This window comes from Streptomyces sp. KR55 (assembly GCF_052245645.1).
In the GTDB taxonomy this organism is placed as follows: domain Bacteria; phylum Actinomycetota; class Actinomycetes; order Streptomycetales; family Streptomycetaceae; genus Streptomyces; species Streptomyces flavusporus.
Map to the genome: position 1 here is coordinate 1 of NZ_JBQQCE010000214.1, position 15867 is coordinate 15867.

Below are 15867 nucleotides of genomic sequence, written 5' to 3' on the forward strand. Positions count from 1 at the left end.
GCGGACCGATGGGGGCACCTCCCGCTCGAGCGAAGCCGAGAGTGGGGGAGGCTCCCGCAACATCCGCGCGCGTGCGTGGGAGTTGTGGCGACGCGGGGCCCAGTCAACGGCCCCCGCCCCACCACCGGAGCGCACGCGCCGGGGCGGGGCTGGACGCAAACGCAGCATCACCGCCAGTGGTGCCCGTTGTGCAAGCCCGTCGCTATAGCGACGGGTAGTTGACGGACTCCCAGGACAGCAGGAGACGGTCCTTGTTCGCGCCCGAGCGCTTCCCGGCGGAGGTGAGCGGGGTGACATGGATGCCGTCCGATGCGGGCCAGGCCACGCGCAGGGTGCCGTTGGGGGCCACTGCGGTCGCCGTCCGGGTCCACTCGCGGGTGTTGTTGTAACCCGCTGACAGGTAGGGGAACTTGGCCGGCAGGCTCACGGCGGTGCTGGTCGCGGCGAGACCGTCGGCGGTGGTCGTCGCCGCCCCGGCTGCCGCGTACCACACCCCGACCAGGGCGGCGGTGGCGGCGAGACCGCCGATCAGGGGCTTGCGAGCGCCCCGCATACGGCGGTGACGTGTGGTGCGTCGTGCTGAAGTCATGCCTTCCTGTCGCCGCAGGAGGAGGGAAGGTTGCCTTCCGCGTTTCCTCGTTGCCGTCATCGACGGGCGTGCACCACAATCCCCTGCATGACCTCCGCTATCCGCCACGTCACGATCGACTGCCGCGACCCTTACACTCTCGCGGGCTTCTGGTCCCAGGTCCTGGACCTGCCCCTGCACGAGGACGACAAGCCGGGCGACGAGTCTGCGCTGATCGAGGGCGCCGGCCTGCTCTTCGTCGCCGTTCCGGAGGCCAAGACCGTCAAGAACCGCGTGCACCTCGACATCCAGCCGCAGGACCGCACCCGCGACGAGGAGGTCGACCGCATCCTCGCCCTTGGCGCCACCCTCTTCGACGACCGCCGCAACCCTGACGGCACGGGCTGGGCCGTCCTCGCAGATCCGAACACTCACAACTACCGGTTCTGAGGATAGCGCCTGGTCAGCCGGTACGGAGCGAAGCTCTCAACTTCCGCTCTTCGTAGGCGAGTTGGGCGCCAGCACGAATGACCCCTTGTGCGGCAGGGTTTCGATGAGTCCGCGCTCACGCAGGTCACGCAGCGCGCGTCTGATGGTGTGATCCGCCACGCCGTACTGCTGCGCTAGGCGCACGATGCTGGGCAGGGCTGCGCCTGGCGGGATGCGCCCCGACTCGATGTCACGGCCAATCTCGCGCGCTACCCGCTGCCATTCGTACTCCGCCATGCCCTCAGCTTCGCGCGGTACGCCGTAGGCCGCATTGGCGGACCATGGTGCACCGTGGCTACCCATGGCGTACCGTGGTGCATGAAAAGCAGAAAACGCCCCCGAGAGATCCGGGCTAGGGATCGCTCAGGGGCTGAGCCGACTGAATAGGAGTCGACCTAGTGCGCACCCTACTCGCGCTGATTCTCAGCGTCCTACTGCCCGCCCGTGGAAAGCGCCGGGCGGAAACCGTGCCGACAGCGCCAGCCACCCCCCGGAGACTGCCCGCCCTCCGTCCGTCAGAGGTGATCTACGCGGACGGCCTGCCGCTGGTCCGGCCGTACCTGGTCCATTTCGAACGACAGCGGGAACGGCAGCGACAGCGGGAAAGGCGAGTTGCGGCCCTTATGGCTGCCGCTGGCTACGACTTCCCGGAGCGTGCGGCATGAGTGACTTCATCGTGCCCGTCAGCAACGCCGACTTCCCGCCGTGCATGGACCGGGGCGGCAACCCGCGCTTCCCGTGTTTCCTCAGCGGCGACCACTCCGGCGACCACCGGGATTCGCTGGGGAACACGTGGCCGCGCACATGCGGCGACTTCCCCGACGTACCTGCCGACAGTTGGCAGCACGGGGCTTGCAACCTTCCGGCCGACCACAGCGGCGACCACGTGAACGACGCTTGCCACACGTGGGCGGAGGCTTCGCAGACAAATGCTCCGGCGGAGCCTCAGCGCGAGGAATTCACAGCGCTGCGCCCCCTTGGCTTCGACGCAGTGACGGGCAAACGCGCCTACGTGCTGCCCGAACCTGGTGGGGTGCTGGACAAAGCAGCCGACATGTTCGCACTGGAATCGGCCACTGTGTGGCACAGCCTTGCGGCAGCGATGGTGCAGAGTCCCGAAGCGCTGCCCGCAGACGAAGCGAACTTCATCCTGGCGCGCGTGGTGGAATCACTTGGCGAGGTGATTCCTATCGCTGCGCAAGCCATTGAGAACAATCCGGCTGCTGATCTTCCGCTGTGGAGTGAATCCGGGCGGGACATCGGGGCAGTGATGCGAGACACGAAGCTGTAAGCGCCCCCAGGAAGCACGAAACCCCCGGCACCCGTGGATTGGGTGTCGGGGGCTTTTTCATGCGCCCAGAGTCTCACCAGCGGATTGGCTCAGCGTCGCCACCGACGCACACGGGACACGGGCGCTTCTCAGTCCACGCGCACAGCCGACAGCCACCGAATCCGCAGCACCCGTCACACCAAATGGCACGGTGCCCGGTACAAAGCCCGCAGTAGCCCAGCGGAGGGAGCGGGGGCGGAAGCTTCCTGGTGCTCTCGACGCGCGTCCGGCTGGGCTTCCTGACAGCCTTCCGGGACCGTTCCGGGGCGGTAGTCATCAGGCGCTCACTGCGGGCACTTTCCGATGTGCCGGTACAGCGTTACGGCCGGACCCGAAACGCGTTCCATATGCCCACGCCGAACCTGTTCAAGCGTCTTGAAGGGCTTCATGCACGCTGAGCACTTCTCACCAGCGGGCGCGTACGTCGTGTACTCCCACTGACTTGCGTCCGTCTCTGGTACCTGAGTTCCACTGGCCATGGTCGCTGTCCCCTCGCGTGGTCCGATGACAACCACGCTAGGAACACTGGAACCCCAACTCACAGCCGATTGCACGAGATTGCACGCCGATCACCCGAGCGAGTCGATAGCCGCTCTGATCAGGACATGGGCCTTCCCGCCGTACAAAGCGACGTCAGCCAGCGAGGCGAACGCGTCGGCGTACATGGCCACCTCTCGGGGCTGAGTGATCGTCAGGTATCCGGAGACCAACTCGACATTCACCTGTGCCGTGTCGAATATCCAGAATCCCTCAACCGGCATTCGGGACCGGCCAATCTTCGTGCGCACCACACCCAAACTGACATTGGGCAGCGCAGCGACCGTCAGCAAATGCTCAAGTTGCTCAACCTGCGTATCTGGCTCACCGAGTGCGTTCCTTAGAACTGACTCCTCTATCAGGAACGCGAAACGACGCTGACCCTCATACAGCACGCGCTGACGCTCAATACGGGCAGCCACGGCATCGGCCACATCGTCAACGTCAACCCGTCGTCGCTGTACCGCGCGCAATACGTCTTCGGTGTAGCCGTAGGTCTGGATCAACCCAGGGATTAGCCCCGGTGAGTAGGAGCGGAACCAGCGCGTTCGTTCGTACAGCGGCAAACGCGCTTCCTGCGCCTGTCGCAGCCCCGCACGCTCCATCCGGCGCCACTCCACCCACATGCCCTCTACGGCGCGCAGAGAGGCAATCAGGTCCGCTGTCTGGTCCTCTGCGCCGCAAGCACGGCACCATGCGCGAATGTCGTCAGCGGAAGGCGACGTTTTCGCGGTCGAGATCCGAGAAACCTTGGCAGGGTGCCACCCGCATGCTTCAGCGAGTCGCTTACCGTCCAACCCGGCGTCCTTGCAGATCTCTCGAAGCCGATCGGCAAGGACTTTCCGGGCTGCCTGAACACTTGATGATCCTGATGCGGGCATGGCATGGACCGGTCAGACCGGCTTGTACTCCTCGTGAGGCGTAGCCCGCTCCCAGACCTTTTCGAACGCTGTACTGACCATCTCTACGACGGCCGGTTCGGTGCTCCATTCACGGTCGACTACTTCCCCGACACCAGAGAAGTAGGTGAACAGCACCGATGAATTGTCGAACATCCATAGGTCGGTACCGGGTAGGGGAATATCCGCTGCCTTGCGTCGGGGCAACCAGCGGACCAACTCACCCGCCGCAACGTTCGGAAACGTCACGTCGTACTCGTACTTGATGTAGTGCGTCACTGGTTCCGAGACGATCCGGGCACGGCGCATTACCACTCCGCGCGCCGTTGTCTCGGTTACCACGTCCAGAAACGGGCGCCACCACGTCGACCGGTCAGCGGCAGGATCAAGACGCTTGCCTTTCTGCCACGCGATGAACTCGGGGTCGTTCGGCTGGTACGCGTCGCGCATTTCCAGGTGCGCGGCTGAATGACGCGCCTTCGCCAGACCCTCAAGTACGGGGTTCGTCATCGTTGCTACTCGCTGTCGGGGCGGGGGATGTACTGAAGCATGACCTTCGGAAGCCTGATGATCGTCTCGTGATCCGGCACGTCTGTGGAGTGACCGGGGATTGAGCCGATCTCCTGGCACGCCTTCACATCCTCCTCCGTGGCCTTGTACGACTGGATCAGTAGGTCACCCGTGTCTTCGTCCAGCCAGATGGTTGGAGAGTCCGTGTCCGGCGTGTTCGGGATGATCCCGAGGAACCGTAGCCGCATGCCGTGCCCTTCCGTCGATGCGATTGCGCCTGATTGCACGACCATCACCCGCCCGACGGATGACGTCAAGAGGGCATGTGCGCCCGGCACTTGGAGTCGGGAGCAGTGGCTATCTGACACACCGTCACATAAGCCAGAAAGCCCCGCACGCAGCCCCGGAATCCAGGGTGCATGCGGGGCTTCGCCATTTTGTGACGCGCAAAACGGAGCGCATTTAATGCGCAGCCTTGATCACGTGCGCCAGCCACTCAGCAGGAGTCAGCACGTTGCCTTTGTCGTCCACGATTTCGCGCCGATGAGTCGCCTGGTTGTAACGGCTACGCGGCATCGGCCAATCCTCGCCATAGGTACGCCAGTCAAAGCCCAGCCGGTACAACAGCTCAGCGCGGGAAGCCTGCGCCCACAGAGCCTCGTTTATCTCCGAATACCCAATACCGGCTGCATATGCGCGCTGTGCATACGTCAGCGGACGGGGAATGTCAGCGGCCGGATCGCTCACTGTCTTGCGCTGGCTGCGGCGGCTCACTTGTCAGTCCCCTCAATCTTCCAACCAAGCTTCTGCATCGCAGTTGGCGTAAGTCCAAGAGAATCGCTCGCATAGCGGTATTCCTGCGCCTGCCACGCTGAAGCCTTGCCGGTCAACAGCGCCGTTTCATACGTGATCAGCAGCGCCACCGTTCCCGCCGCTGTCTCATCCCACATGAAAGCCTGAGGCGACTTCCACAGCGATTCCCAGCGGGCGCGCTGTGATTCCGTCCACTCAACACCAGCAGGCATAGGCGGAGGGTCGAGCGGCGATTCATTGGGTAGTGTGACCGTGGCTGTTGGCTGGGCGGCACCAGGTGCGCGCCGATTCCCGTAACGGCTACGGGGCGCTGACGGATTGCGCGGCTTAGGCATACGCAGTCCCTTCAATGGTTGCTGTGAGTAGTCGAAATGGGGTTGATTGGGTGGCGCGCAACTCGGAGCCCTCCCCCGCGTTCTGGCGCCCCCGCCCCTTAGGGGGTGATCCCCACCCCTATGGGGGCTATGTCCGATTCGGCAGTCTTACTCAGCGTGAACACCCAGCGCATACCGCGCGTAGTGATCCGCCAGCGTTTCAGCCGTCTTCATCAACCGCTCACCCTCGGCGGACATGTGGGGAATGCCGTTGGTCAGCACGTCACGCAGCCAATCGCTTACAGCTATCGGGCGCCCTGCCTCAGGCGTGGTCGGCAGGACACCCAGCAGCACGTCAAGATGCATACGCGGGAACTGTCGGCCAGGGTCGTGCACAGCCAGCGCGGCTATCGCCTCAAGGGCAATGTTTCGGGTCCATGCTTCACGGATGTTCATGGGCGTTCGCCCTCCTCTCTGCGCGGAGCGGGGCGAGCTGACGCAGTGTCAACCCACCCCGTTTCGCATGCATTAGGCGCGCTTCGCGATACCCGCGTGGATGAACTTCTCAGCCTCGCTCTGCGGCAGCGACTCCACCTTGTCGATCCTGTCGCCCACGAATCGGACCTTTACGCGCGGCTCATCAACAGCGCCAACGTGCTTGAGCCAATCGGCAGCGAGCTGAGGCAGCGTCACACCCACGCCGGGGTTTACGTGGAACTTCGGCGCGTCCACCAGCGTGCGAGCCTTACCGCGCTGCTGAAGCTCCACATAGGCCAGCAGGCTCACAGCGGCCCGATAGCGGCCCTCAGCAGCCTTAGCAGCACGCTGAGCCTCTTCGTACGCTTCCAGCGCCTCAGGCAGCGCCGTACGGGCTTCGTCTATCGCCTGCGGAAGCGCCGCAATCCACGCGCGGTAAATGGCAGCATCGGCTTGGCGGACCTTTTCGGCCAGCGCGTTCAGCTTGCCCACGGCGAAACCGCGCAGCTTAGTTACGCGCTCTACCTCGCTGGGCAGCTCGCCAATGTCCTTACCGCTTCGCACAGCAGCACGGGCGGCATCGTGGTCCCGCTGCTGTGCTGCCTCGATGTAATCGGAACGCACGACGTCATCGACCTCGACGGCATACGCGCTGTAAGCGTCGAACGCGGCATCACGGGCGGCCATCGCGTCGGTAACGGCCTTCGGCAGTGTGACACCAGCGGGGATAACGTCCGGCGAGTCAGGGACGTACGGAGTAGAAAGCTTGTCGGTCATTGGGTTTCTCCTTGGTTGGCGGCAGCGCGCGGCGGCCAAATAGCCTCAGCGTCCATGACGAGATAGGTGTTAATCGCGTAGGGGTCCGGGACCGTTATCCAGCCCAGCTCGCGCAGCAGCCGGTGAACGGCGTTAATGTCCAGCGGCGGCAGACCTTCGCGGAATCGCGCCGCATTCATGGCGCCGTGAACAGCTTGCAGCCACATGTACCGGCCCTGGGCGGGGCGAATAACCTGCGGCAGCAGCCGAAAGAACGGGTCGTTTTCATCCATGTGGGGTTTCTCCTTAGCGGTGCTCAGTGCGGCGCTCCCAGCGGCACAACAGCTTCCAAACCTCCGTCTGGGCTATCTCCGCTGCGGTTTCGTAGTCAAGGTAATCGGGCACTATGAGCGCCTCGACTAGTTCGGCATATAGCCGCTCGCGCTCTTCAACCGGCGCATTAGCAGCGTTGTACCCCATGCGGTCCAGCGTTCCGGCTGTCACGTGACGGGCGACACCGCGCCATTGATTAGCCCTACTGCGGCGAGTATTACGCTCAGCCATTTGCGGCACCACGGCGGCCAGCTACACGCGCCTCATACATTGCCGCGCTCGCGCTGGCCAACTCCGCTGCGTAATCCAGCAACACGTGGGGCTGGCCGTTAACCATGACGCCATCAGCGCGGATCGTCGACAGCACGTCGTTAAGGATCTGCCCCAGCGCAATACGGTTGGGGGTGCGGGGTTCGTTATCCATAAAGAAACACTCCGATGATGATTTGAAGCGCAGTAGCCAGCGCAACCAGGTGCGCGGAAAGATCAGCCATGGTCAACCTGCTTACCGTGAGTAGGCTGCGGCGGGCACGGTAAACACCGCGATACCGCCCCTGGCGCTCCGCTCAAAACCGTGGTTATCGACCAGCCAGCCATAGAACGTGCGCTGGCCAACAGGCTTTAGGTCATTCACAACACACCAGCGGCGGTACTGCGCGAGCAGCGTGGAGCCGTAAACCGTCGCACCAGGCTCCAACGTGGCGATGAAGGCAGAGTGCGCGGGCTTGGCGACAGAAGCGGCGTACGCAGCGGCAGCAGCCTTAGCGCGCTCACGCACAGCACGATCGAAAGCGGCTCGTTCGTCAGTGACAGATAGGAAGCTTTCCGCACTACGAACCAGCAGGCGGAGGCGGGAAAGCTCACTGTCCTGGTTAATCAGCCGGTCAAAGGTCCGGTGATCCTCCCAGCAGAGCGGCTTGTAGCACGACAGATCCGGCGAGTAAGGGTGACCAGACGGGCTCAGCAACTCGCTGGCGCAGCCATTGTGCTGGTAAGCCCAGTCATCGGCAGTACGACCGCACCACGCGCACGCATGATGTGCAGCCGGGCCACGCTCAGCGCGGATACGCTTGTGTACAGCGTCGTATGTCGGGACAGTGCCCATGGGAAGTCTCCTTGTCGCGGTAAACGAAAAAGCCCCCAGATGCTGGGAGCGTCAATCAGTGCCGCGACACACTGAGTGAAACTCGACCAACATCCGGGGGCTTAGTCATGCACGCATTAGGCGGAGGCATCAGCCTGCCTTCCCTGCGTGCGGGGAGTCTGTATTGGCGGGTAGCGGCGGAGGCAAAGCCGTCCTGCTCGCTGTCGCGGTCCCGCAGTAATGAGTGAGTGAGTCGAGTGCACGAAGGTGCATTTCCGCAGGTCACTGGTAACTCTTGTCCTGGTATGCCCCAATCCTTGCGTTGGGCGTGTCGCGCTGCCGAACAGGGGTGAGTGGTGAAGTGACCGAATGACCGTCACTCCGGTTTGCTCCAAGAGACTCCCATTGCAATGTGATTTTTTTATGCGTTCACCACTTCATCACTTTCCCCTGGTCGGAGGCCTGCGCTTCCCGCTGTGAGTGACGAACCTGCCCCGGCGCTGCTGGTCGGCTGCTGCGAGCGGGTGCACATTCCGGCAATGCGATGTGCACCAGACCACAATCTGACTGGTCATCAGAGCTTGCTAACAGTCCGTCAGACATGCAGAAAGCCCCACCCGGCAAGCTGCGAAGCTCACCGAACGGGGCTGTCTGCTGCTGTTGCGCTGCGCGCCTACGCGCTGAGCGCTGCCGGGAAACCCTGTAGGGCCGCCTGTAGCGCTTCCAGACGCCTTATCCGCTGCCGCGTAAGCGCCGACCTGTCTCCGCCCCTCTGAGCGGCGTACAGGGCATCCAGTCGGGCCGACACGTGCCGTACCTCAGCGGCCAGGAATGCGCGCGCTTCGCTGCTCATGCCGCTGCCTCCAACTCCAGCGCAGCGTCAGAGAAAAAGTCGTCCAGCATCGTGAAGCGCACGCGGCTCTCATCCAGCCGTCGCCAGCCGCCGCGCGTTCCTCGCTTCACGCTGAGATTGGCGCCAGCCTGGACGAGCATTGCGCGCCGCTTCGCTGTGTCGGCGTCGTGCCATGTGTCGGCGTAGCTGCGGCCGGTGTCGATGGTTTCCACCCGTTCCGGCGTAGCGCTACGCGTCAGCAGCTCCGTAATGCGCGCGTCAAGGGCGTCTCTCCGCTGTTCCCAAAGGCGCCGGGTAACCGGGTTGGTCTGCGTTCCCTCGCTGGCAATGTGCGCTTCGTACTCGGCTGCCGTCGCGTCAATTTCCGGCTGTGGGTCGTAGCCCGGAATCACCCTGCTGTGCGTCACACGGAGTCCGCCAACGGCAGCAAGGAATTCGCCCGTCACGTACTCGTCAACCCAATCGCCCCGGACGTTGGACGGTGCCTCGCAGAAGTCGCCCCGCGCGTGACTGTTGCACTTGTATGTGGGTGTTTTCCCTTCCTGCGCATTCAGGTACATGCGCCCGCCGCAGGATGCGCAGTGAATGACCCCGAGCAGCAGCGCGTTTGTGTCCTTGCGTTCCCGGTTGTCGATACTCCGCGAATCCAGCAGCGCGCCGACTGCGTCAAACTCTTCGCGGGTCAGAACCGGCTCATTCGTGAGCATGACGGGCGCGCCGTTGGCGTCACGCACTGGCTTGCCGCTGTGCATTTTCCAGCCGAGCAAGTTGGGGTTGCGCAGCAGCTTGGTAATCACGCTGGGCGTCCACTTGAAAGCGTCGCGCGTCACGGCGCTGCCCTTAGCTCCGCCCGTCTTCCCGCCCGTGGTGCGCCCATTCTTCAGCGCCCAATAATCGCGCGGGCTTGGCATGCCTTCGCTGTTGAGCATTTCGGCCACAGCAGACGCGGTCTTTCCGTCCATGAGCGCCGCAATGATTCGCTCAATGACGGCTACCGCCTCAGCATCGGGCGCCAGCGTCCAGCCGCCTGAGTCAAGCTCTTCGGGCTTGTACCCGTACGGTGGGCGCGAACCGCGCCAGCGGAGCGGCATAAGGCGCATTGCAGCCTGAGCGCTGCTAACGCGTTCACGGATGGATTGAGCCTCAAACTCAGCGGCGAACGCGAACACCTGAAGCAGCAGGCGCGTGACCAGATCCAAGCCGTTGCGGAAGTCCAGCTTGAGCTTGCCGCCCGGACCCTCAGCAAACACGATCACTTTGCGGTGCGTACGCGCCCATTCCACAAGCGCGTTCATGTCCGCCATGGAGCGAATGGCGCGATCGAAACGCCAGAAACACACCGCGTCGAAATCGTCGGTCCGCTCGTTCAGCCATGCACCCAATTCGGGGCGCTCAAAGGGGGTCGTCTTGCTGGCCGATACGCCCAGGTCGACGGCTTCACGGTCGGCAAGGTCGATGCCGTACTCAGCAGCAGCGGCAGCGTTGGCCGCGCGCTGACGCTCGGGGGACGTCGTCTCATCGGTCAGGACTGACAGGCGGATGGCGGACAGACCGCGAAGGGTGCGCATGCCCGTCTGTGAGTGAGTCGAGTGCTGACCGGCGCTGACCTGCGTGTTTGTGCCCATAGGGGCCACTCCTCAGAACTGGATCTAAGGAGTGCTCGGAGACCCGGAGGGCAACGAGTTCTGCGTGGAGCGCAGCGCGGCGGAACGCGGGGACTGAACCGGACCGGCCCTGCCGTCCTCGCAGACCCGAACGGATCGGCGTCGACGACGACCGCTGCGGCCAGGGTCACCTGCGCCCGAGGTAGACCCCCAACGCCCGCTGCAGCACCTTGCCCTGGCTGCCCACGGGCAGTTCCCACTCCCCGAGGTACTCCACGGCCCGGCCGCCGGTCCCCGTCTTGAAGCGGAGTCGGCCGAGCAGGCGGTCCTCGGTGAGGGCGGGGGTGATGGCGCGCAGGTCGTACGTCTCGGCGCCCGCCGCCCGTGCGTCACACAGCATGCGCCACAACAGCGCGCTGCTGGGCCGCAGTTGGCGCCCTCGGCGGCCGGATGCGGCGTACGAGTGCCAGACTCGGGAGCCGACATTGATCATGAGGGCCGCGGAGAGCACCTCCCCGTCGTACCGGGCCAGGTAGAGGCGGAGCCGGTCGTCGTCCTCGGAGTTCAGGGCCTTCCACATGCGCAGGAAGTAGTCCAACGGGCGGGCCTTGAAGCCGTCGTGGGCAGCGGTCGCGGTGTACAGGCGGTGGAACTCGGGCAGGTCGGAGGCCGAGCCCCACGACACACGGACGCCTGCCGTCTCGGCCGTGCGCAAGGACTGTTCCCAATGCGGTGCGAGGGCGCCGCGAAGGTCGTCCACCGAGCGCCCCGCCAACGGGATCTCGCAGCCGTAGCGCGGCTGGCCGAGGCCGAAACCACTCCTGCCGTCCTCCTCGCACCGCCGCCAGCCGAGCCGTTGCAGCCGCTCCGCGACATCGAACGCGTATCCGTCGATGCCGGCCGCGGGCAGATCGTGCAGATGACGTACGTCGGGGTCGGCGATGCTGGCCGCCACGGTGGCCGCGTCCCAGTGACGTACGACCAGGGGCGGCCCGATCCGCACCGAGAACGCCCCGATCCGCTTCAGGTGGGCGACGAGCGGGTCCAGCCATCGCTCCAGACGAGGGGTCCGCCAGTCGATCGCGGGTCCGTCGGGAAGGTACGCGAGGAAGCGCCGCGTCCCGGGCAGCGGCCGGTACAGGACCAGCGCCGTCGCGATCATCTCCCCGTCCTCGAACCAGCCGACGCTCTCCGGCAGCCAGTCGGGCTTCACATCGCCCCACTCGGGGATCTGGAGATGGCTTGCGTCGGGATACAGCCGTAGGTGGGCCAGATGTTCCTGGCGCGGTATCTCCCGCACGTACAGGCTGGTCATGGGTCGGGTGCTCCTGTTCGGGGCGGCCACCCTAAGTCCGGGATCACCGGACGGGTCAAGAGTTCACGGCAGTGAACTGCGCCCACACCTGCTTGCCGCCGTTCCTGGGCGTGACGCCCCACACGTCCGCCGCAGACGCGATCAGGAAGATGCCCCGCCCGCTCTCCGCATCCCAGTCGGGCTCGGTGTACCAGACCGGCAGTACAGGCGAACGGTCGCCGACGGACACCCGAACTCCGCCTTAAGGCAGCTTGCGCAGTCCCAGCTCGCCCTCGGGCGTCTCCACATGGCACCTGTGACCTGAGCCGCCGGACAGGCCCTGGCACGCTTCGGCCGGCGCCGAAGTGATGTGCCCCTAGCGTGCCGGTATGACCGAAAGCCCGCAGGAAACCCCCGCACAGGCCGTCACCGGCATGGTCGACCACGTCCTCTCCCTCGCCGCCACCTGGACCCACTGGGACGGCAGGCCCGCGCACGTCGACGACCGCGTCTACACCCCGCACAAGGCGATCCGCCGTGTCGCCGACCATCTCGTCGATCACCTCGCCGAACTGGAGGCGAGGCTCGTGGGCGAGCCCCCGCAGTCCGACCACTGGCACGCGTCCGCCGCTACCACCGAAGCGGACTTCGCCCCCTTCACCCAGGAGGACCTCGACGAGGCCCGCAGCCGCCTCACCCGGCTCGCCCGGATCTGGGCGAACCGGCTCGACGTCCTCACCGAGGACCAGCTCGACCACTCGCCCGGTGAGGGCTGGACCTTCCGCGAACTCGCCCTCCACCTCAAGGAATCCACGTACTACGCCGACGCGATCGGTGATCTGTCGTGACCGCGTTCGCCGACCTGCATCACGCCGACGAGCCCCTTCTGCTGCCCAACGCCTGGGACCACGCGTCGGCAGCAGCCCTGGCTGCCGGGGGGTTTCGTGCGATCGGGACGACCAGCCTGGGTGTGGCCGCGGCCGCCGGTGTGCCCGACGGTGCGTCCGCGACCCGCGACGAGACGCTCCGGCTGGCCCTCACTCTCGGTTCGGAGCCGTTCCTGCTCTCCGTCGACGCGGAGAGCGGTTTCAGCGACGATCCGGACGAGGTGGCGGAGTTCGTACGGGAACTGGCGGCCGTCGGGGCCGTCGGCATCAACCTGGAGGACGGGCTCGGGCCGGCCAGCCGCCACGCCGCGAAGATCACTGCCGTCAAGTCGGCCGCCCCCGGCATCTTCGTCAACGCCCGCACCGACACACACTGGCTCGGCGACGGCGACCGCAGGGAAACGCTCGACCGCCTCGACGCCTACCAGCAGGCGGGAGCCGACGGCGTGTTCGTCCCCGGCCTCACCGACCCCGCCGAGATCACCACCCTCGTACGGCACCTCGACGTCCCCCTCAACATCCTCTACTCACCCACCGGCCCCACCATCGCCCACCTCACCGCCCTCGGCGTGCGCCGCATCAGCCTTGGTTCGCTGCTGTACCGGCGGGCCCTGGGCGCCGCTCTGGAGACGCTCGCCGACGTACGGGCGGGCCGCCCACCCCACGGCACGGTGCCGACGTACGCCGACGTACAGGCGTTCAGCGGCCGCCAGTCCCCGGCCGGGCGGAGTGAGACCGGGGACACTGCCTCGTGGCGGGCAGACTGGTAGAGTCGAGGTTTTCGTGGGTATCAGACCCTTTGGACTCAACTCCGGCTGCCGACCCAGGGACCGAGGAAGCTATGGCCATGGACATCCCCGGCGAGATGCGACTGGCGGCCGCCGTCGTGGTGGACCAGCAGGGGCGGGTGCTCCTGGTGCGGCGTAGTGAGACGGAGCGGTTTCTGCCGCGGGTGTGGGGCGTGCCGTGCGGGAAGCTGGAGCCGGACGAGAGTGCGGCGGACGGCGCGCTGCGCGAGCTGAAGGAGGAGACCGGGCTGCGCGGCGAGATCGTGCGCAAGGTCGGCGAGTCGTCCTTCGTGAGTGACTACCGGGGCCACGAGGTCAAGAGCTGGCAGGAGAACTTCCTGGTCCGCCCGCTGTCCCTGGACGTGACCCTGCCGAAGCCGGACCAGGTCCACGCCTGGCTGCGGCCCGCCGAGCTGACGAGCGTCGCCATCGACGACTACAACCTCGACGTCGTACGCCAGGCCCTCACGAGCTCCTGAGCAGCTCGGCCAGCCCGCTCAGCGCCCCCAGGTACTCCCGCACATCCAGCGGGACCTTGGCGACCGCCCCGGGATGCGGGCCCGCGGCCGTGAACACGTCGGTGCGCAGGCGCCGTCCGCTGCCCGTCTCCAGGAACAGCGTCACCGTCGGTACGTCCGAGTCGCACCAGGCCCGGTGCAGGGTGTGCGCCGGCAGGGCGTAGGCGCTGCCCGCCGTGTACTGGCCCGTCTGCGTCAGCCGCAGCCGCGCCGGACCCGCCGGCTCCAGCCGCCAGTCGGCCGACCGCTCCGCCAGGGACTCCTGGTAGCGCGCGGCCTCGATGCCGCCGTCGTCCCGCACCTCGTACAGCTCCATCGCGAGCCTGCCGCGGACGACGTAGGAGGCCAGCGGTGAGCGGTGGTTGTGGATGTCCTCCGTGCCGATCGCGCCCGCGCCCGGATGCCACACATGCGCGCGCAGCATGTGGCGGGGGCCGCCGTCGATCAGCAGCAGCTTGTCGAAACCGAGTACGTGACGGTACGACAGCCGGGCACAGCCCTCGGGATCGCCCTCCCCGGAGGCGAGTTCGGCGATCAGCTCCAGCAGGCGGTCGGGTGAGCCCAGTTCGGCGATCACGGAGCGGGCCGCCACCACCTGGTCGTGCTCGGGCAGTTCACCGTCGAGCGCCCTGGCCAGCAGTTGCCGAGCCGCGCGGACCTGGTGACCACCCATGCATCATCCCCCAACTCCCGCCCATGCCGGACGGGTTCAGTGATCCGGCTGATCCGGCTGATACATCCATACGGCATGGGCGCGCAGCGCGCAAAGACCTTGATAGGTCATCCAGATCGGCTTGCGCAGGTCGGTGCCGTCGGCGCGCTCCCAGGTCCAGATGCCGTCGGTCTGCCCGGCCCACACCGCGGCGACCGCGCCGTCCAGCCGCTCCCGCCACTCCGTCTCCAGCCCGTCCTCCTGGGCGATCCGCCGGGCCGCCGGGGTCAGCAGGGCGCGGACGATCCAGGCGGCCGTGAAGTGCCGTACGTTCAGCACCTCATGGCGCGAAAGGTCGTCGGTGCGCGGGCGCCGTACCTCCTCCCTGAGGTTCTCCAGGTCGAGGCAGCCGTGGTGGGGTGCGTCCGGGCAGGCCAGCAGCCAGCGGACCCCGTCCTCCCGGGCGGCGCGGGCGCCCGCGGACTCGCCGAGGACGCGGGCGGTCCGGTCGAGGGCGACCACGGCCTGCGCGGTGTGCAGCGGGGACGGCGGGCCGTGCGGCGGGTCCAGCCGGTAGCCCCAGCAGCGCAGGTGCGCGCGGCCCGGGTCGCTGATCGCGCCGTCGACGATCGCCTCGCGCAGCCGGGGCAGTACGGCGGAGGCGGGCGCGGCGCGCAGCAGTCCGCGCAGCACGGTCGTCACGACATGCGTCGACTCCCGTCCGGCGCGGTCGAGTTCCGGCGTGAAGGCGGCCGTGCAGCGGGACACCTCCGCGGCCAGCCGCTCCCTGGACGCCCCGGCCCGGGCCAGCGCGCCCAGCACCAGTGCGGTGACCTCCGGGCGGGCCTCGGCCCCCTGCGACCGCGCCGACCAGCCGCCGTCCGGCAGTCGCAGCCGCCACAGCGTGTCCACCAGGTCGCCCGTGCTCAGCTGTCCCTCGGGCACCCCCAGGTCGAGCATGATGTGCAGCCCGTAAGCGGTTCCCACCGGCGTCGGCCGCGACGGGCTCTCGCCGAGCGAGTGCGGCCAGCCGGTGAGCAGCCCGACGCCGGGGTCGTCGACGACGGTGACCTGGCCGACGAGGCTCTCGTACGCGGCGTGGAACACCCCGGGAAGCGGACCGGGCTCTTGCGGCCGGGCTCCGGCCGTCGGGGCCGGCGG

At 66.5% G+C, this 15867-nt stretch carries 22 protein-coding genes; 5 read left to right on the forward strand and 17 right to left on the reverse strand.

Going from position 1 to position 15867, the window contains the following annotated elements; translation table 11 throughout:
- Window positions 1-202: 202 nt before the first annotated feature.
- Window positions 203-589, reverse strand: coding sequence for a hypothetical protein (locus ACTWQJ_RS28035; protein ID WP_443309322.1), 387 nt, complete (start codon window positions 587-589; stop codon window positions 203-205).
- 87 nt (window positions 590-676) lie between these two features.
- On the opposite strand from ACTWQJ_RS28035, the gene ACTWQJ_RS28040 reads away from it, so the two are divergent.
- Complete coding sequence (locus tag ACTWQJ_RS28040) at window positions 677-1018, forward strand: VOC family protein (protein WP_443309323.1); 342 nt, start codon at window positions 677-679, stop codon at window positions 1016-1018.
- A 36-nt stretch (window positions 1019-1054) separates the two neighbouring features.
- Here ACTWQJ_RS28040 and ACTWQJ_RS28045 read toward each other — a convergent pair whose 3' ends face one another.
- Window positions 1055-1294, reverse strand: a complete 240-nt coding sequence (locus ACTWQJ_RS28045) for a winged helix-turn-helix domain-containing protein (RefSeq protein WP_443309324.1) — start codon at window positions 1292-1294, stop codon at window positions 1055-1057.
- A 424-nt stretch (window positions 1295-1718) separates the two neighbouring features.
- Between ACTWQJ_RS28045 and ACTWQJ_RS28050 the strand changes: the two genes are divergently transcribed.
- Window positions 1719-2348: a hypothetical protein gene (locus tag ACTWQJ_RS28050; protein WP_443309325.1), complete on the forward strand. Its 630-nt coding sequence runs from the start codon at window positions 1719-1721 to the stop codon at window positions 2346-2348.
- 608 nt (window positions 2349-2956) lie between these two features.
- Here the strand turns inward: ACTWQJ_RS28050 and ACTWQJ_RS28055 are convergent.
- The 13 genes from ACTWQJ_RS28055 to ACTWQJ_RS28115 all read right to left on the reverse strand — a co-directional run bounded on the left by ACTWQJ_RS28055 (window position 2957) and on the right by ACTWQJ_RS28115 (window position 12111).
- Entirely contained in the window at window positions 2957-3805 is an 849-nt protein-coding gene (locus ACTWQJ_RS28055) for a helix-turn-helix domain-containing protein (protein ID WP_443309326.1), read from the reverse strand.
- 12 nt (window positions 3806-3817) lie between these two features.
- Window positions 3818-4333 (reverse strand): DUF6879 family protein, encoded by a 516-nt coding sequence (locus tag ACTWQJ_RS28060; protein ID WP_443309327.1) that lies wholly within the window; start codon window positions 4331-4333, stop codon window positions 3818-3820.
- Window positions 4334-4338: 5 nt separating this feature from the next.
- Window positions 4339-4581, reverse strand: a complete 243-nt coding sequence (locus tag ACTWQJ_RS28065) for a hypothetical protein (protein ID WP_443309328.1) — start codon at window positions 4579-4581, stop codon at window positions 4339-4341.
- 214 nt (window positions 4582-4795) lie between these two features.
- Window positions 4796-5107, reverse strand: coding sequence for a hypothetical protein (locus tag ACTWQJ_RS28070; protein WP_443309329.1), 312 nt, complete (start codon window positions 5105-5107; stop codon window positions 4796-4798).
- The gene (locus ACTWQJ_RS28075) at window positions 5104-5481 is read right to left on the reverse strand and encodes a phage terminase small subunit (RefSeq protein ID WP_443309330.1); all 378 of its coding nucleotides are present in this window, start codon (window positions 5479-5481) and stop codon (window positions 5104-5106) included. Before ACTWQJ_RS28075 ends, ACTWQJ_RS28070 begins: the two co-directional genes overlap by 4 nt.
- A 147-nt stretch (window positions 5482-5628) precedes the next feature.
- The gene (locus ACTWQJ_RS28080) at window positions 5629-5916 is read right to left on the reverse strand and encodes a hypothetical protein (protein WP_443309331.1); all 288 of its coding nucleotides are present in this window, start codon (window positions 5914-5916) and stop codon (window positions 5629-5631) included.
- 72 nt (window positions 5917-5988) lie between these two features.
- Complete coding sequence (locus ACTWQJ_RS28085) at window positions 5989-6714, reverse strand: hypothetical protein (RefSeq protein ID WP_443309332.1); 726 nt, start codon at window positions 6712-6714, stop codon at window positions 5989-5991.
- Window positions 6711-6986, reverse strand: a complete 276-nt coding sequence (locus ACTWQJ_RS28090; RefSeq protein WP_443309333.1) for a hypothetical protein — start codon at window positions 6984-6986, stop codon at window positions 6711-6713. The genes ACTWQJ_RS28085 and ACTWQJ_RS28090 overlap by 4 nt, the downstream gene beginning before the upstream one ends.
- Before the next feature lie 263 nt (window positions 6987-7249).
- A complete protein-coding gene (locus ACTWQJ_RS28095) occupies window positions 7250-7450 on the reverse strand; it encodes a hypothetical protein (RefSeq protein ID WP_443309334.1) in 201 nt (66 codons plus the stop codon).
- Between the two features lie 81 nt (window positions 7451-7531).
- Entirely contained in the window at window positions 7532-8131 is a 600-nt protein-coding gene (locus tag ACTWQJ_RS28100; RefSeq protein ID WP_443309335.1) for a hypothetical protein, read from the reverse strand.
- Window positions 8132-8959: 828 nt separating this feature from the next.
- Window positions 8960-10588, reverse strand: a complete 1629-nt coding sequence (locus tag ACTWQJ_RS28105; RefSeq protein ID WP_443309336.1) for a recombinase family protein — start codon at window positions 10586-10588, stop codon at window positions 8960-8962.
- 166 nt (window positions 10589-10754) lie between these two features.
- Window positions 10755-11882 carry a lipid II:glycine glycyltransferase FemX gene (locus ACTWQJ_RS28110; protein ID WP_443309337.1) on the reverse strand — a complete coding sequence of 376 codons (1128 nt, stop codon included), beginning with the start codon at window positions 11880-11882 and terminating at the stop codon, window positions 10755-10757.
- Window positions 11883-11937: 55 nt separating this feature from the next.
- Entirely contained in the window at window positions 11938-12111 is a 174-nt protein-coding gene (locus tag ACTWQJ_RS28115; RefSeq protein ID WP_443309338.1) for an ATP-binding protein, read from the reverse strand.
- A gap of 139 nt (window positions 12112-12250) precedes the next feature.
- On the opposite strand from ACTWQJ_RS28115, the gene ACTWQJ_RS28120 reads away from it, so the two are divergent.
- The 3 genes from ACTWQJ_RS28120 (at window position 12251) to ACTWQJ_RS28130 (ending at window position 14015) form a co-directional block, all read left to right on the forward strand.
- Entirely contained in the window at window positions 12251-12709 is a 459-nt protein-coding gene (locus tag ACTWQJ_RS28120; RefSeq protein ID WP_443309339.1) for a hypothetical protein, read from the forward strand.
- Complete coding sequence (locus ACTWQJ_RS28125) at window positions 12706-13518, forward strand: isocitrate lyase/PEP mutase family protein (protein ID WP_443309340.1); 813 nt, start codon at window positions 12706-12708, stop codon at window positions 13516-13518. The genes ACTWQJ_RS28120 and ACTWQJ_RS28125 overlap by 4 nt, the downstream gene beginning before the upstream one ends.
- 77 nt (window positions 13519-13595) lie before the next feature.
- Window positions 13596-14015 carry an NUDIX hydrolase gene (locus ACTWQJ_RS28130; RefSeq protein ID WP_443309341.1) on the forward strand — a complete coding sequence of 140 codons (420 nt, stop codon included), beginning with the start codon at window positions 13596-13598 and terminating at the stop codon, window positions 14013-14015.
- On the opposite strand, the gene ACTWQJ_RS28135 is transcribed toward ACTWQJ_RS28130, so the two are convergent.
- Window positions 14002-14727, reverse strand: a complete 726-nt coding sequence (locus ACTWQJ_RS28135) for a hypothetical protein (RefSeq protein WP_443309342.1) — start codon at window positions 14725-14727, stop codon at window positions 14002-14004. The two genes, ACTWQJ_RS28130 and ACTWQJ_RS28135, sit on opposite strands and share 14 nt — an antisense overlap.
- A gap of 36 nt (window positions 14728-14763) precedes the next feature.
- Window positions 14764-15867, reverse strand: a 1104-nt coding sequence (locus ACTWQJ_RS28140) for a hypothetical protein (protein ID WP_443309343.1), incomplete at its 5' end; no start/stop codon positions are given.